This window comes from Armatimonas sp. (genome assembly GCF_043757465.1).
GTDB lineage: Bacteria > Armatimonadota > Armatimonadia > Armatimonadales > Armatimonadaceae > Armatimonas.
Map to the genome: position 1 here is coordinate 1 of NZ_JAYVPL010000139.1, position 15003 is coordinate 15003.

The following is a 15003-nucleotide window of genomic DNA, read 5'->3' on the forward strand; positions in this document are numbered from 1 at the left end:
GCAAGTGATCTGGGGCAGTCAGGTAATCTGGGGATCGGCTACCTGGACGGATCAAGTGATCTGGGGAACGGGCTCTGGCAACGTGGACCTGACCAGCAACGTGGACCTGACCAGCAAAGTAATCTACGGCGAAAACTAGACCGATTTAAACTTCCAACAAGCATACCTGGGGAGAGCACTGCTCTCCCCAGGATGGTGCGGACTGAGCAGCGCTTCTCTCGGTGGCGGATAGAGACGGATCAATCGCAGGCAAAAGCTGCCTAGCGGCACGCCATTAAAAATGGAGACGTGGGACAATCAGAGCGAGATAGTAGTAAGCAATAGGCGCGGTGAAGAGCAGCGAGTCGAAGCGATCTAGCAGGCCGCCGTGGCCGGGCATGATCCCTCCGAAGTCCTTGATGCCTAGATCCCGTTTCAGCGCCGACTCGCACAGATCCCCCACTTGCCCTAGTGCGCCCAGAATCGGGCCGAGAATCAGACAGTGGTACCACGGGATATGTGCCCACGCCCCCCAGAGCAGCGAGGTCAGAGTCGCCGTGAGCAGCCCCCCGACAGCTCCGATCACGGTCTTGTTAGGCGAGAGTGAGGGCGCGAGCTTGCGGCTGTTCTTCCCGAAGCGCACTCCAAAGGCGTAGGCACCCGTATCGGTCATCCAGGTGACCGCAATCACGTAGAGTGTCAACCACGCGCCATAACTGACACTGGGGCCGTGGCCCCAGGGAAGCGGAATGGCGATGGTCTGGCCGGGCAGGAGCGAGCGCAAAAAAATCAGATACGAGACTAGCCACCCAATATAAACCACCCCAAAGAGAGTCACCCCGAGGTTGGTGACGGGCTCTTGCTCGCGGCGCACCACCTGGTTAATGAGTGTGGTAATGATCAGCACCACCAGCATCACCGGTAGAAACGCGAGCAGCTTTCCACGGCTGACATTCCAGGCGGCGAACTGCAAGACCACCACCGCAATATAGGCAAGCTGTTCATTGGGGCGAAACCCACGGTGCTTGAGGGCGCGGAAGTACTCACTGCCACTAATTAAGGCAATGAGCGCCACTGCCAGAGTGAAGACAAGCCCGGGGAAACGCTCCGGCCAGACTTCCACAAAGATTAGCGCCAGAATCAGCGGAATGCCCACAAATGCCGAGAGTAGGCGCGTGAGTAGGCCCGGCGGCATGGCATCGCGCATTGCCTTGGCGAGCTCCTGAGCCTCCTGCGCTGCCTCACGGGCGGTGGCGGCAGTGTGCTCCTGTGCCACGCGAATCTGCTCCTGCGCGAGACGAAGCCGTTCCTGTGCCTCACGAATTCGGTCGTTCATCTATTTTGGAGCCCTTTCAGGTAGAGCCACTCCTCGTGGGTGTCGAGGTCGCAGGCCAGGTGCGGGTGGGCATCCCGGAGCACTTGGCAACGACAACCCGTTAGCATCGTGGCACGCGCCACAGCATCCGCGACACTCAGACGGCCCGTGGCAAACTTCAGTGCAAAGCTTAAGCCGAGTAGCTGCGCCATTTGCCACTGGCTTTTGCGGGCGTTAAAAACTCTCTCAAGCAAGGCGCGGTTTCGGGCAATCGCGGCGGGGCGCATCAGAAAGACCGAGCCGCCCGTTAGCTCACCGTCACGGAGGCGAGTCCAAGCGCCTGGTGTTCCCGGAAAGCGCGCCTCGTAGCGCTGTCGGTCGGTAATCGGAAAGACAATGTCGGCGTCTTGGGGGGCATTCTCCACCAGCCAGCGCACCGACTCGGCGCACAGATACGGCAGATCCGAGGCCGCAAAGAGCGCAAAACCCTCGCCCGCATCCACTGCCTGCAGGCCTCGGGAAAGATTCTCGATGCCGCTATCGCCTTCCGCTAGCAGACTGTTTGGATGCGCAACATGCGGCTCCAGGTGCGCGACGGGCCCCACTACGACCGTCTCACTGACCACACCCGAGCTTGCGAGCGCTTCCAGGACACGCTGGATCATCGGGCTGCCATCGAGCTCTATGAGTGCCTTCACACTCTGCCCGGTCACCTCCGCCAGGGTGCCGTCCAGCCGCCCTCCTGCGGTCACAACGGCGGGAATCACCGCACGAGCACTTTCAGCTCGCGAGGGCGTACCTCAATATTCATGGGAGTGAGCCCCCGCACCTCGCCGTCAATATTGAGCGGCTGCGGTGGAATCGTCCCCACAACCAGCTTGCGCACTTGCAGCATCTCCACGGCGGGGTGGTCTAGGTGCTTGCCCATCGCCACGAGCTGGATTACCGGGAGCAGCTTGAACTTTGACATCTGCTTAATGATCATCACATCGAGTCGCCCGTCGTCTACTTCCGCGTGGGGCGCGGCCTCCATCCCCGCGGCGTAGACCTTGCCGTTGAGCACCGAGACCATAAACGCTCTTAACTGGCGCTTCTCCCCATCGTCGGCAGTAAGGGTAAGTGCGAAAGGCTTGTACTTGGCCAGCGTTTTTAAGATCGCCAGGCGAAAGGCGAGCTGCCCGCTGACGAACTTAATGCCCGTGTTCATCGTGTGCATCACGGCGGCATCAAAGCCTGTTCCCGCGTTGTTGATAAACGGGGTGCCGTTGATCATTCCTACATCAATACGCTTGGTAACTCCCCCCAAAACGGTGGCACAGGCCTCACGGGTCTCGAGAACCAGCTTTAAGTTGCGGGCCATATCGTTGCCCGTGCCCACGGGGATAATCCCCAGAGTCGCTTCGTGCGGCGCATCGCCGTCGGCCTTGGCCTGGAGAATCCCGCGCATGACATCGCCGACGGTTCCATCACCGCCAAAAGCCACCACGACCTCGTGCGTCTTGGCCGCCGCACGTGCCAACTCCATCGCATGGCCGGGGCGCTGAGTCGGAATCCACTCGAACGCTGGTCCCAGGTGTGCCTGCGCCTCGTCTTTACGCTTGGCACCCAGACCCCGTCCGGCGACCGGGTTATAAATCACCACACCGCCCTCGCTGACTAGATGTTCCATTGCCGGATTGTAGCGTACCCTGCTCCATTGAGCAATGGGAGGAAAGTCCTGTTACGCTACTGTAACGCTGGTGCTGTAAGATACAAAGTAGGAGTTTTTGCCATGAAACGATTTGTACTTGCCTTACCAATCACCGCCGCACTTGTCGGCACTGTTAATACCCCCACGCTTGCCCGCACGCAAGAGAGCCGCCCTGAGCTGATGAAACGCGCCTCGGTGCTGTCCGATGCGAAAGACTGGGCTGCTTCGGAGAAGCTCTACACGCAGGCCATCGCCCTTGATCCTAAAGAGACGAACGCCTGGTTGAACCGTGGCTATGTACGCGGAAATCAGAAAAACTACGCGGGCGCTATCGCCGATGTCTCAAGTGGGCTGGTGGCTCTCGCGCTGTCGCCTACGCCCAACACACGACTTCAAGCCATCGGGTTTGCTAACCGCGCCAGTTACTGGCTTCGGAAAGATGATGCACGGCGTGCTCTGGTGGATGCCATCATCGCGTGCAAAGCAGACGAGACGTTTCCGTCCGCTTGGCTCAACCGCGCCGACGCTCAGTACGCGCTCGGAAATCTGGAGCAAGCCAATATCTGCCTTGAGAGAGTTCGATCCAACAAAGGCTCGGCGACGCGAGACTTCACCGCTGAAGGAGCGCAACAGAACGCTCTCAAAAATAAGCCACTTGATGTAGCCGCCTACACTACCGCTTCTTTCGACGCGGCGTACAAAGCGCAGAACGATGGAAAAGATGCCGAGGCGCTCGCGGGTTACGGCAGTATTCTCGAAAAAAGCCCGATGGTTCGAAATGCGTGGGGCAATCGCGGAAATATCCACTTCAATGCCAATCGATTCGAGGACGCTCTTGCCGATTATGCGATGGCAATATCGCTGTCCGGCCTCGATAACGATCCTGCGGATCAATCTCGCAACCTGACCAACCGGGCCAACGTCTACACGCGCCAGGGGAGGCTCGCCGAGGCCGTGAACGATCTGGAGCTTGCCGTCAAGACGAAGCCCGACTATGCGCTTGCCGTTGAGCGGCTCAAGACGACTCGGGAAAAGCTCGCGGCAATGCCGTCGGAGACGCTGCCACCACTGGAGCGGGCCGCGCAGTATCTGGCGCAGGCCGAGAAGGGAGGGCTCTTTAACTCCGCCCAGCCCCGCGCTGCGGCAAAGAAGATTCTCGACGAGCTAATCACGGCGGAGCCGAAGAACGCGTCGGCGCTGGTGCTCCGCGGTAGGCTAGAGAATCTAGGAATGATCGGGGTTGTCAAAGAGGCTATGGTGTTCTTCGAGCGCGCCCTCGCCGCCGACCCGAACAACCCCGATGCACTCTACGAGCACTCACTGGCGCTGACCAGCAGCTTCACGGCAACCGATACCGACCGGGCACAGGCGCTCAAAGAGCTCAAGCAGGCTGTGGCCCGAGGACGAACCGATGCCAAAGCGCGGGTGAAGCTTGCCGATGCCCTGAGCGGTGCGCGGGATTTTGGGGGAGCGGGGGAGCAGCTCGATCTGGTGGTCAAGGCCGAGCCTCAGAACGAGGATTATCTCAGGAAACGAGCAGTCTTGCGCCAGCAACAGAAGGACTGGGGCAAGGCGATCGCCGACTGGAGCCAGGTGGTTGCGCTTAAGCCTACGGCAGCAAACTATTCCAGCCGGGGCGATGCCTACGTGGATAACAGGCAGTACCCGGAGGCGATTGCGGACTTCGACCAGGCTATCGTACTGGCTCCCAAAAACGCGGATTTTCTGGTGGGACGGGCGCGGGCTAAGCGACTCAAGGGTGACAAATCCGGGGCACTCGCCGATTACACAAAAGCCCATGAGCAGGATGAAACCCTGCCCGCCGTCGCGGCCAATCTGTCCGATGCCGACAAGGCCGATGCGGCGCGACATGACTTCAAGCGGCTCATGAGCAAGCTCGCCGACTCCAGCAAGCGGGTTACCGAGAGCTCTATCGCACTCCTCAAGGCACGGCGTGCTCAGAAGAAAGCTGAGGATCGACTCCAGCGGCTTCTGGTCGGCGATAAGCGCACCGACACGCAGATTCTGGCGGAGTTCGACGACGATGCCAAGTCCAATGTGCTAGATGAAGAAGATTACCTAGACCACGCCCGTGTGCTCGTCCGCCAGGAAAAGTACGCCGAGGCCATCACGGACTGCACGAAGGCAGTCACGCTCAAGGCGGACTACAGCGATGCCTACAACTTCCGTGGGGTTCTCTATGAGACCATAAAAGACTACGAGAAAGCCTTTGTTGACTACGACAAAGCAGTCTCGATTCGGCCCAAGAACGGGAGCTATCTGCGCAATCGTGGGGACATGCACTACCAGCTCAAGCGCTTCGATGCCGCCTGGAGCGACTACGATAGAGCCGTCACCGACGATCCCAAGGAGGCAACCAACTACTTCAAGCGCGGCAACGCCAGCTTCCAGCGCAGCAAGTTCGACGATGCTATTGCGGACTACACGAAAGCGCTAGAGCTCAAGCCCGACATGAAGGCCGCCGCCGACAACCGTGAGGTAGCCAAGCGGCGCAAGGCGGCGGGCGGGTAGGGGGAGGTGGCCCTTACTCGTCATCCCCGTCCCCACCCGTCGGTGGCTGGTACAGAGTGTCGGGGAAGGGCGTTTTGGGCTTTTGCGCACTCCAGATTGCCCGTGCGACTATCTCGGCATCGGCGCGGTCTACATCGTCCCAGTTGAGCTTCTCGCAGGCTTCGGCGAGCCGACGTGCTTCACCCGCGAGCGTGGTCTTGGCGGGGTTGAGCTCATCAAGTGGGATGCGATTGAGCAGCGAGGTGAAAGGCGCAAGATCGGGTATGGCGTTGAAGCAACTAGTGAGCGGCGTCGCGGTGCGGTCGAAGCGGTTCATCGCCGGGAAGCCCAGCGCGAGGCCGATGGTTCGGATAAAGCTGGTATGGTTGAAGAGCGTGTGATTCACCGAGCCGCGTCGGGTGTAGGGCGAGATGCAGAGCGCCACGGTTCGGTGGCCGTCCACGTGGTCTACCCCAAACTGGGAGTCGTCCTCAATCACGAGGATCAGAGTCTCTTTCCAGAACTTAGATTTCGAGATGCGCTCGACGATTCGGCCCAGTGCGCGGTCGTTGTCGGCCACACACGCACGGGGCGTCGGGCCACCGGCACGTGTGCCTGCGGTGTGGTCGTTGGGGAGAAGCAGGATCGAGAGCTCGGGCATCTTGTCGTCTTTCTCGAACTGATCCATATCAGTAATATACTGATCGGCGCGCCACTGGTCCGAAACGGTGGAGGGGAAGCCGATGTAGGTGGGATGGAGCAGGGGGCGTAGCGCGGCATTGTCGGTGCCGGGCTTGATCGTGTAGCGCTTGCCGTTATTTTGTTTGTAGTCATCCCAGAGTGTCTTCCAGCCCGGGCGCACGGCCTTGCCGGTGGTGGTGTCGGTGATGACGGGCTTGTTGACAAACTCGCCGTAGACCCGTACGGACTTCTTCTTTGCCAGTGCAGCCGTCCATAGAAAGCCCGTCGGGGAGTAGGCCAGCGGGTCGCCGCCATCGTAGGGGTAGGAGCGGGAGTGCGCGGCATAGTTCTGCTCGATGTAGCCGTTGCCCACGCTCGAAACCGTCCACTGGTGGCCATCGGCGCTGTTGGTGCCGCTGGTGTAGGTGTTGTCCAGTAGCACAAACTGCCGGGCAAGTGCATGGTGATTGGGAGTCACTTCCTCGGGGAACACACACAGCTTGGGCTCGCCGTTGCCCTCTTTCATGTCGCCGAAAATATAGTCGTAGGTCTGGTTCTCTTTGATGATATAGACCACGTGCTTAAACACCGACGGCTCCCCAACGCGCTCGGGAATCGGCACGGGCGCGACCCCACGCCGGGCGGGCTTCTCCGCCATGCCCCAGCGGTTGTTTTGCGCGATGACTTTCGGGTCCGCCAGAGTCGGCGGCGTGAACTGCACCAGCCCGAGGGTGCCATGGACGCCATAGGCAAGTGAGGGGCTGGTGCGCGGCGTGCGGCTCCCGAAGCCTTTGCTGTTCACCACCACTAGATTCTCCCCTGCGCCCGTTGTCGGGAGAAGGGCAATCGGGTACCAGCCGGTGGGCGTGTAGCCCAGAATTTTTCCGCTGGCAACTTCGACATGCGCAAGGGCATTGGCCCCGCCGCAGGCAACATAGGCCGTTTTCTCATCGGCGCTGAGAGCGACAGCGGTGGGAATCTGCCCGAAGCCGGGGTCTTGCTCGGGGGAGAGAACAAAGGCGCGGGTGACTTTTGCCCTCGTGACATCAAGAACTTGTAGCGTGTCGTCGTCGCTACTGGCCACATAGAGCGTCTTACTGTCTTTCGTAAACGCCATGCCCGATGGCTGCCGCCCCGCCTCGACTTTGCGAATCTGGGTCACCAACAGAGTTTCCGTATCGGTGAGCTCCAGAGGGAGCAAGATGACACTGCCGCTTTTTGCCGCATCGGTTTTGTCGTCCACGCGCACCGCCGTGCCCGCCGAGTCCGCACTCGCCTCGCCTTTATTTGCCACGCGCCCGCCCCGGCAAGAGACCGCCAGCGTGTTGCCGTCCGGCGAGAGGCGCAAGTGGTAGGGAACCGCATCCACCGGCAAGAGATGCTCCGTCTTGCCCGTCGCCAGATTGACGATCGCGACGGCGTTGCGAATGCCCATTCCCACAAGAAGATGGTTCTCGCGAACCGCCAGCCCCGTGAGCTGTGGATCGCCGGTTGCGCGGCCCCTGCCCTGGGTTCCCGCCGCGATGTCCGGGTCGCCTAGCGCCCCGACGGAGTCAATCGTGAGCTCTTTGTCTTTCTTCCAGCCCGCCTCGGTCTTGACAATCCGCGCGACTTTCCCACCTGCCAGGGTCGCATAGACACTCTGGCTATCGGGCGACCAGGCAATCCCGAGCGGTCCAGCCTCGATCCCCGTCACGCTGGAAACCACGTCCCCCTTGTTCGTGTAGAGCGCGACCTGGTTCTGCGCCAGCACCGCCACAAGTAGCCCATCGGGCGAGACAGCCACATCCTTGGGCCGCGATGCCCGCAGTGTCTGAAGTTTTCCCACCGGCGTCACGCGCTGGTTCGATGACACCAGAGTTGAGCCGTCGGCCTGCTCGCCAATCTGCTCACTTCCGCCACTCTGCGTCAGCCCAAGTGTCACCGCTCCTAAACTAATAACCAGCGCCAGTCCCACACCCTGTTTTCGCATTCTTGTTGCCCCTTGCCAACAGGATACCAAAATATTCCAGCGGTATACTAGCATCATGTACCGAAGCGCCGTCGCTGTGCTACTCTTGCTCGCTCTCAACCATGCCTTCCCCTCCTTCGAAGAGAAAGCCTGGGTCTCGCTCGGTGCCGACGGCAAGCTGATCTATCGTGCCGACGAAAAAGGCAACCGTCTTCCAGATTTCTCCCGCGTCGGCTACAAAGACGGTGACGTGCCGATTCCCGAGCTGCCGGTCATACGAACGGTCGAGCCGCTTGCGGATAAAAATGTGTTTGCCGATGCGCGGATCCAGAAGGCGCTGGATGAGACCAAGAGCGGCACGGTGCTTCTCAAGCGCGGGACGTACCGGCTCCAGGGCAGTATTACGCTGCGCAATCCTGGGGTTGTCTTGCGCGGCGAGGGCGAGGGGCCCGACGGCACGGTTCTGATCGCGACCCAGAAAAAGCAGCACACACTGATCACTCTCGGTGGCGACGGTCAGGCGCAGGTGGAAAAAGACTCGCGCCAGGAAATCACCGACGATTACGTTCCCTGCGGCGCGGACTCACTCACGGTCGCGGATGCTAGTGGCTTCAAGATCGGTGAGGAAGTGATTGTCCGGCGGGCGAGCACGGCAAGCTGGATCGCGGCTATCGGGATGGATAAGATCCCTCCACGAAGCGATGGCAAGAAGATTCAGCAGTGGGCTCCGGGAAGTAAAGACCTGGCTTTCGAGCGCCAGATTATCCGTATCGCAGGCAACACCCTCACGCTGGATGCGCCCCTTACCAACTCGCTGGAGAAAGAGTTCGGGCCGCACACGCTCAGCAAGCTGCGTTTCCCTCAGCGCATCGAGAATATCGGGGTGGAGAACCTGCGCTGCGTGAGTGAGTTCGCCTCGCCCACCGACGAGAAGCACGGCTGGACCGCCATTGGACTTCGTGCGGTGCGCAACGGCTGGGTGCGTCACGTCACGGCGGAGCACTTCGGCTTTGCCTGCGTCGCGATTGGCCGGAGCGCACGCAATATCACGGTCGAAGACAGCACCTGCCTCGATCCCATCTCACAGATTGTCGGGGGCAGGCGCTACCCGTTTCAGATAACCGGGCAGCGCAACTTAGTGCAGCGCTGCAAGGCGCGCAATGGCCGCCACGACTTCGCCCTAGACTCTTCGGTGCCCGGCCCCAATGTTTTTTCTGACTGCACCGCCACCGACAGCCACGCCGACAGCGGCCCGCACCACCGCTGGAGCTGTGGGGTGCTCTACGACAACCTGCATATCACGGCTGCTAAGGGGGCTAAAGGGGTGGGCATCAATATCCGCAACCGGGGGAATCTGGGCACGGGCCACGGCTGGACCGGCGCGTACCAGGTGATCTGGAACTCCACGGCTCCTGAGAGGATTGTCCAGAACCCACCGACGGCGCGCAACTGGGTGGTGGAGAGCACCGCCATTCCGAGCCTCTTTCAGACCCAGCTCGCGCAGAGGCATCGCCAGCCATGAAAGCGCCCACCGTGCTCTGGCTCAGCGCCTCTGTTGTCCTCGGAGGGCTGATCTGGGCCAATGTGCGCGTGACGCCTCAAGTGAGCGAGCAGCGACTGGCGGGCTACACGACGAGCTTGAAGGGGCGTAAGAAGGCGCAGATTCGCAACGCAACACTGGCAGCGCGGGCGCTCAATGGGCAGGTGATCGCTGTGGGAAAGACATTCTCCTACAACGCCGTGGTCTCCGTCAGCGATAAAGACAACGACACGGGGTACGTCCCCGCTCCCGTCTCGGTGGAGGGGACAATGGTTCCCGCACTGGGCGGCGGTGTCTGTCAGACCTCCACGACACTCTACAATGCGGCGTTGCTGGCAGGATTGAGTGTGGTAGAGCGGCACCCCCACACCATCGCCCCGAAGTACGTCCCACCAGGTCGTGATGCCGCCGTGGCCTGGCCGGGTGTGGATCTACGGCTGAAAAACCCCCATCCGTTCCCGGTGCGCTTGCGGGCAAAAGTGGTGGGCGAGCGGCTGAGTGTCGAGGTGATGGGGGAGTGGCAGCTCTCGCAGCCCGTGGCGCTGGAAACCCATGTACTCTCCGTACAGGAGCCTGGGCGACGGAGCGTGGCGGGGCGCAGGCGGAGTCGTGCAGGAATGCCAGGACTCCGGGTTGCCACCTACCGAACGATAGGGGGCAACCGCGAGCGCCTCTCCGACACTACCTACGCCACTCTGGATGAAGTGCTCCCCGATTGATGAAGTGCTCCCTGATTAAGGCGAGACACTCTTGCGACGGTGTGCCAGTGCCAGCCCCCCGAGAACCGCGAGCACCAGCGTACCCGGCTCCGGGATCCTGTTTTTCGGCGGTGGCAGAGGAGCCGAGCCAAAGTTCCCCGTAGCGGTCGCCATGAACGGAGCGAGGAAGCCATTGCCGCCATCGGAAATATCCGGCGCAACACTGGTAAACGAGACTGCAAAATTTTTGTTGACCAGGGGCTGAGAAAAGTCCAGGTAGTCCGAGTCGAAGTTAACAATGGAGTTCCCCGTGGCACTTTCGGTGCCGGTTAGGCGTGCCGTCTGGCCGCCGGGCCGTGCAATCAAGTTGCCCGTGGTCAGGTAGACCCGTAGGAGGTCGCCGGAGTCGGTGGGGGCTCCAAGCGAGGTGAAGCGCATCTCAATATTTTTCAGAGGCTGCACCAGGAAGCTGGTATCCATGAAGGCTGCGCCGCCGTCTAGGGACGACATTGTCAGGCTTGCGGGGACACTCTCACCGACACCTGTCCCCAGCCCATTGACGGTCTGATACTGGAAACTAACTGGAATTGGGGTGGGCAGACTCAGAGACGCGCCTCCACCGCTTGTCGAAAAGACAAAAGAGGGAGTCTGGAACGACTGACTAAATGTTGCAAAGAGGCTGGGAGCCTGGGCCTGCGCAGAACCCGACAAAAGAGCTAATCCGAGTATGAGGGCACTGCTGACACCTTTTTTATACTTAAAATACATCCTTCTCTTACCACCTTGATACTTAACTTATCAGGGTTGTATCCTGTAAAAGATACTTTGAGAAGGGAACTACCAAAAAACCAGTAACGTTAACAGTGCTGATTTTTTTTACGACGGCAGGTACACAGGCCAAGGGCACCCATCCCTAGTAAAAATACGGTGGAAGGTTCCGGGACAATTCCATTTGCTGCAAACTGTCCGGTTGCATTCGATTGTAAAGAGGCCAGGTAGCCATTACCGCCGTTTGCAAGACCCGGAGCGTCAATATTATTGAGAGCAACACTGTAGTTGCGCTGGGTCGATCCGCTGAAATCAATGTAAGCGGAGGAGTAGTTGACGATCTGGCTGCCGCCATTGTTCGTCTCCTCTAGGCCTGCGGTCGCTTCTCCCAGGACGCCACCAATGGTTCCGGTGGAGCCAAAGATTGTCAGTAGGTTTCCCGTTACTGCCCCCGTTCCCACAAAGGTCATCTGGACACTCTGCAACTTCTGGGAGACCGTCGCACCAAAGGTCGCTGGGGCACTCACCACCGAGGTGATGGTCAGGTTCGCGGGTAGGGGGGTGTTCATGGAACCACTGCCATTGTCCACGAGGAAGGTGAAGTTCACTGGGATTGTGGTATTGGACGTGATGGTATCTTTAGTGACGAAGGTTGATGTCGCTCCTGAATTGAGGAACTGGAAAGACTTATCGGCGCCAACTTGCTGGAAGTTCGCAAAGGTGACGGTCTGGGCGTGTGCGAGCGAAAAAGTGGTGGCGAGAGTCAGTCCGGCAATCGTGACACGAATAAGAGATTTCAAAGTGGTCTACCTGTCCCTGTGCCCCATGTGGGGTTTGATATTACAGGGACAAGTAGAGCAAGAACTGTGCCAGAGTGCCTACTTGCCTGTCGGGGGTTTGTAGGTGCCGGTGCGGCTCACTTCCTCGGCTTCGGCCTCTGAGGGAATGGGGCGGCCCATGCCAGTGTAGATACTCTCGATCTCACTCTTAGCGGCGAGCGCCTCTACATTCTTGGGATCGGTTTTCAGTGCCTTGCGGAAGTCGGCGAGGGCACCACGGTACTTCACCCGCTGTCCGGCCTTGTCGTCGTCGCGCATGCGGAACATGCCCCGTTTCGAGTAGGCATTGGCGAGTGCCGTCTTGTCACCGGATTTTTCGGCATCGGCGATCTTTTTGTCGAGCTCCGGGGTCTTGGAGAGGGGAGCAAACGGATCGGTAGCATCTGCCGTCGGGCCGCCTGCCACGGGTGCGACCGGTGCCGTTTCCAATTTTGGCGTAGCGGCTACCGAGGAGTGCGCTAAGGCGGTTGTGTCAGGTTCGGCGGGCTTCTCGGGAGAGCAGCCCAGCAGGCCGAGTGCGGCGAGAGGGAGAAGGAAAGTGTAGCATCTCATCATAGCCTTACTATACCCCATAGCCTTACGACACCAGGAAACCAGCGCTGTAGCTCTTCGGCCACGTCTTGGTCAGCTCGTCCGTGAGAGAAGCAAGATAGGTTTTAGGGTCGGCGATCATGCAGACATTATGCCTCAGCCAAGCAAAAGGTGGCAGGTTTTTCGTCGCCTTTGGAGGAATACTGCGGCATGAAGACAATGATGTTATCTCTTTTAGCCCTCGCCGTGCCAGTCTGTGCTCAGGCGCAGCTCCAGCAGGGGGCATATTTAAGTGGAAGTTTGTTGAATTTGCGTCGTGCAGGTGCCACTGTCACCACTGCCTCAGGAGCGACTGCGGGTTTCCAGAATAGACCGCCACTGAACGGTACGGGGTTTATTCTAGGATATGTTTTCTCGGGCAAGACGGAGCGTGCCCTAGCGCTGGAATGGGGCGTGCGTAGCTGGAGTGTCCCGACGCATCTCAGTTTTTTTGATGCCAACGATATTTCCGCTCACTTCGTCACGGTTCTCGTCCGGAGCCCGCTTGCCCGAAGTTCTCGTAACTATTTCGGGTACGGGCTGGGGGGCTATGACGTCAGTGCCGCAGCCGACATAGACAAAAACTTCCCAAACCGTCGGCGTCTTGTACCAGGGCTCTGTTTGATGGGCGGCGGCCTGCTGACGCGGCGCATTTTCTGGGAGCTGCGGGAGACAGTTCTGCCTGATTTTGACGCGAGCCGAACCAACAATAGCGGAGTCGGCGAGACGTATCACTGGCACTTCCCGATGAGCCACACCTCGTTCTCCCTCGGCTGGCGCTGGTAGATTTCTTACACAGCAGCAAGCTCGAGGTTCATGACAAAGGCAGCGACAGAGGCGTGTCGTCGGGATTTCTCAGAACTGGTGGCACGGGCAAGAACAGCGCGTTCGGCATCGGTGGCATCGTCACCGAGCACGAGCGTGGCGAGGCGTGCTAGGTTGAAAACATTGGTCTGGCTGTCTATTTGAGCGCCTTTGACAAACTCCTCAGGGGCCATCAGGCGCGAGGAACCCCAGTTGCGGTGGGTGGCGAGCGTGAAACTCTCGGCTTTGATGCACAAGTCCCAGTCGAAGAGCCAGACTTTTTTATTCGCGTAGTCGTAGATCAGGTTGCCTTCGTAGAAGTCCACAAGTGTCCAGCCTGCGGAGGTAATCGCGGCTAGTGCGGCGAAGAGGACGCAGAGCGCGGCGCGGCGCTCCGATTCGGGAAGGGCATAGAATTTATCGCGGGCCGCGGTGCTGCCCAGCGTCTCGCCGGAGACGAAAGGGTAGATCAGGATCACGCCGTCGTCTACGCCGGACATCAGGAGTGAGGGAATGATGTTCTCGTGCAGACCCGCTGAGGCGATCTCTGTCTCCACGGCGGCGCGCTCTTGGAGAGCGTAGGGGAAGAACTTGATAAAGAGTGCGGGCGTGCGCCAGGCACTGGTGGCGCTGTCGCTCTTGGGAAACGGGCGGGCATCGGGGAGGTTGGCAGCAAGCCATGCGTGTGCCGTCATCGAGAGTTAGCGCGGATCGAGTAAGACGGCGCGAAGCTCGTCACGGTAGAACGCCTGCCCGACGAGCTGGCCCTTGTTGTTCAGGTCGTGCACTTCAATGACACGCCAGTGGCCCCGGCTCTCAATCAGATCATCGGCAAAGTGTTTCTTCCCCTCGATCCAGAGTACCCCACCCGCCCCAACCCCCTCGAAGGTGTCGGTCTGATGGCCTGCGATCCAGCCACGGTCATTGATCGCCGTCGTGACACCAGAGAAGAGAATCTCCGGGGAGGCGCCCGGTCTCCAGCGCAGCGCCCGTGTTGGGAAGCCCTCTTCCTGGTCATCGTCGGTTAGCATCGCGCTGCCCACCAGAACACCCGTGGCATTGACTGCCGTGACGCGGCCCGTTTTACAGCGCGTCGGTAGCGGAAGCCAGGCGATCTGGTTGCTCTGCCAGACCACGGGCACATCCCCGTGGGCCACGTGGGCAAAGCCCGCCACTCGCCCATCGGGGCAGAGCACACGCGCCTCGGCTGCATCGGCGAGCCAGCGGAAAATCGTGCCTTTGAGAACCCACGCCTGCCCGAGCGGAAGGCCCTTGCTCTGGGTCGTACCCACCACAGTACGCCCCTCGGCGATGTCACGGGGAACCACACGCTCGCCGGGCTGGGTCTGAATGGGAAGGGCTTCGAGCTGGCCCTTACGCCAGAAGAGCCCGGACTTGCCGTCCTCGATAGCCACCTCGCCCTTGGGATTGATGCCCCAGGCATAAGTGCCCGATCCCGCAAGAAAATGAATCTTGCCCCGCTCCCAGAGCGCCGCACGGTCATCGCACGCCCCGGCAATTGTCCCGGCGTCGTTGATCGCCAGACGCGCACGCAGGCCGAACTTTGCGCTCGGATTCGGCCCGGAAAGATCTATTAGATGGTAGCGTGGCGGTGTCATCTCACTCTATTGTACGGCATTTCTTGCTAAAACGTGAC

At 60.1% G+C, this 15003-nt stretch carries 13 protein-coding genes; 4 read left to right on the forward strand and 9 right to left on the reverse strand.

The annotated features are described in order from the left end of the window. Positions 1 to 274: 274 nt before the first annotated feature. The 3 genes from ACH2ED_RS19220 to ACH2ED_RS19230 are packed head-to-tail and all read right to left on the reverse strand — an operon-like array spanning position 275 to position 2963. Complete coding sequence (locus ACH2ED_RS19220) at positions 275 to 1315, reverse strand: phosphatidate cytidylyltransferase (RefSeq protein WP_395094327.1); 1041 nt, start codon at positions 1313 to 1315, stop codon at positions 275 to 277. Further along, complete coding sequence (locus ACH2ED_RS19225; protein WP_395094328.1) at positions 1312 to 2061, reverse strand: molybdenum cofactor guanylyltransferase; 750 nt, start codon at positions 2059 to 2061, stop codon at positions 1312 to 1314. Before ACH2ED_RS19225 ends, ACH2ED_RS19220 begins: the two co-directional genes overlap by 4 nt. Next, positions 2058 to 2963 (reverse strand): diacylglycerol/lipid kinase family protein, encoded by a 906-nt coding sequence (locus tag ACH2ED_RS19230; protein ID WP_395094329.1) that lies wholly within the window; start codon positions 2961 to 2963, stop codon positions 2058 to 2060. Before ACH2ED_RS19230 ends, ACH2ED_RS19225 begins: the two co-directional genes overlap by 4 nt. Positions 2964 to 3065: 102 nt before the next feature. Between ACH2ED_RS19230 and ACH2ED_RS19235 the strand changes: the two genes are divergently transcribed. Next, complete coding sequence (locus ACH2ED_RS19235) at positions 3066 to 5516, forward strand: tetratricopeptide repeat protein (RefSeq protein ID WP_395094330.1); 2451 nt, start codon at positions 3066 to 3068, stop codon at positions 5514 to 5516. A gap of 13 nt (positions 5517 to 5529) precedes the next feature. On the opposite strand, the gene ACH2ED_RS19240 is transcribed toward ACH2ED_RS19235, so the two are convergent. Beyond that, a complete protein-coding gene (locus ACH2ED_RS19240; protein WP_395094331.1) occupies positions 5530 to 8148 on the reverse strand; it encodes an alkaline phosphatase family protein in 2619 nt (872 codons plus the stop codon). A gap of 55 nt (positions 8149 to 8203) precedes the next feature. On the opposite strand from ACH2ED_RS19240, the gene ACH2ED_RS19245 reads away from it, so the two are divergent. Further along, a complete protein-coding gene (locus ACH2ED_RS19245) occupies positions 8204 to 9649 on the forward strand; it encodes a hypothetical protein (protein WP_395094332.1) in 1446 nt (481 codons plus the stop codon). After that, complete coding sequence (locus ACH2ED_RS19250; RefSeq protein WP_395094333.1) at positions 9646 to 10386, forward strand: VanW family protein; 741 nt, start codon at positions 9646 to 9648, stop codon at positions 10384 to 10386. Before ACH2ED_RS19245 ends, ACH2ED_RS19250 begins: the two co-directional genes overlap by 4 nt. 15 nt (positions 10387 to 10401) lie before the next feature. Here the strand turns inward: ACH2ED_RS19250 and ACH2ED_RS19255 are convergent, their stop codons facing one another. The 3 genes from ACH2ED_RS19255 to ACH2ED_RS19265 all read right to left on the reverse strand — a co-directional run bounded on the left by ACH2ED_RS19255 (position 10402) and on the right by ACH2ED_RS19265 (position 12527). Then, the gene (locus ACH2ED_RS19255) at positions 10402 to 11076 is read right to left on the reverse strand and encodes a hypothetical protein (protein WP_395094334.1); all 675 of its coding nucleotides are present in this window, start codon (positions 11074 to 11076) and stop codon (positions 10402 to 10404) included. A 146-nt stretch (positions 11077 to 11222) separates the two neighbouring features. Then, the gene (locus ACH2ED_RS19260) at positions 11223 to 11933 is read right to left on the reverse strand and encodes a PEP-CTERM sorting domain-containing protein (protein ID WP_395094335.1); all 711 of its coding nucleotides are present in this window, start codon (positions 11931 to 11933) and stop codon (positions 11223 to 11225) included. A gap of 78 nt (positions 11934 to 12011) precedes the next feature. Next, positions 12012 to 12527, reverse strand: coding sequence for a hypothetical protein (locus ACH2ED_RS19265; protein WP_395094336.1), 516 nt, complete (start codon positions 12525 to 12527; stop codon positions 12012 to 12014). A 186-nt stretch (positions 12528 to 12713) separates the two neighbouring features. On the opposite strand from ACH2ED_RS19265, the gene ACH2ED_RS19270 reads away from it, so the two are divergent. Next, on the forward strand, positions 12714 to 13328 hold the full coding sequence (locus ACH2ED_RS19270) for a hypothetical protein (protein ID WP_395094337.1): 615 nt from the start codon (positions 12714 to 12716) through the stop codon (positions 13326 to 13328). Between the two features lie 5 nt (positions 13329 to 13333). On the opposite strand, the gene ACH2ED_RS19275 is transcribed toward ACH2ED_RS19270, so the two are convergent. After that, positions 13334 to 14041 (reverse strand): hypothetical protein, encoded by a 708-nt coding sequence (locus ACH2ED_RS19275; protein ID WP_395094338.1) that lies wholly within the window; start codon positions 14039 to 14041, stop codon positions 13334 to 13336. 6 nt (positions 14042 to 14047) lie between these two features. Then, entirely contained in the window at positions 14048 to 14965 is a 918-nt protein-coding gene (locus ACH2ED_RS19280) for a hypothetical protein (RefSeq protein WP_395094339.1), read from the reverse strand. Positions 14966 to 15003 lie beyond the last annotated feature (38 nt).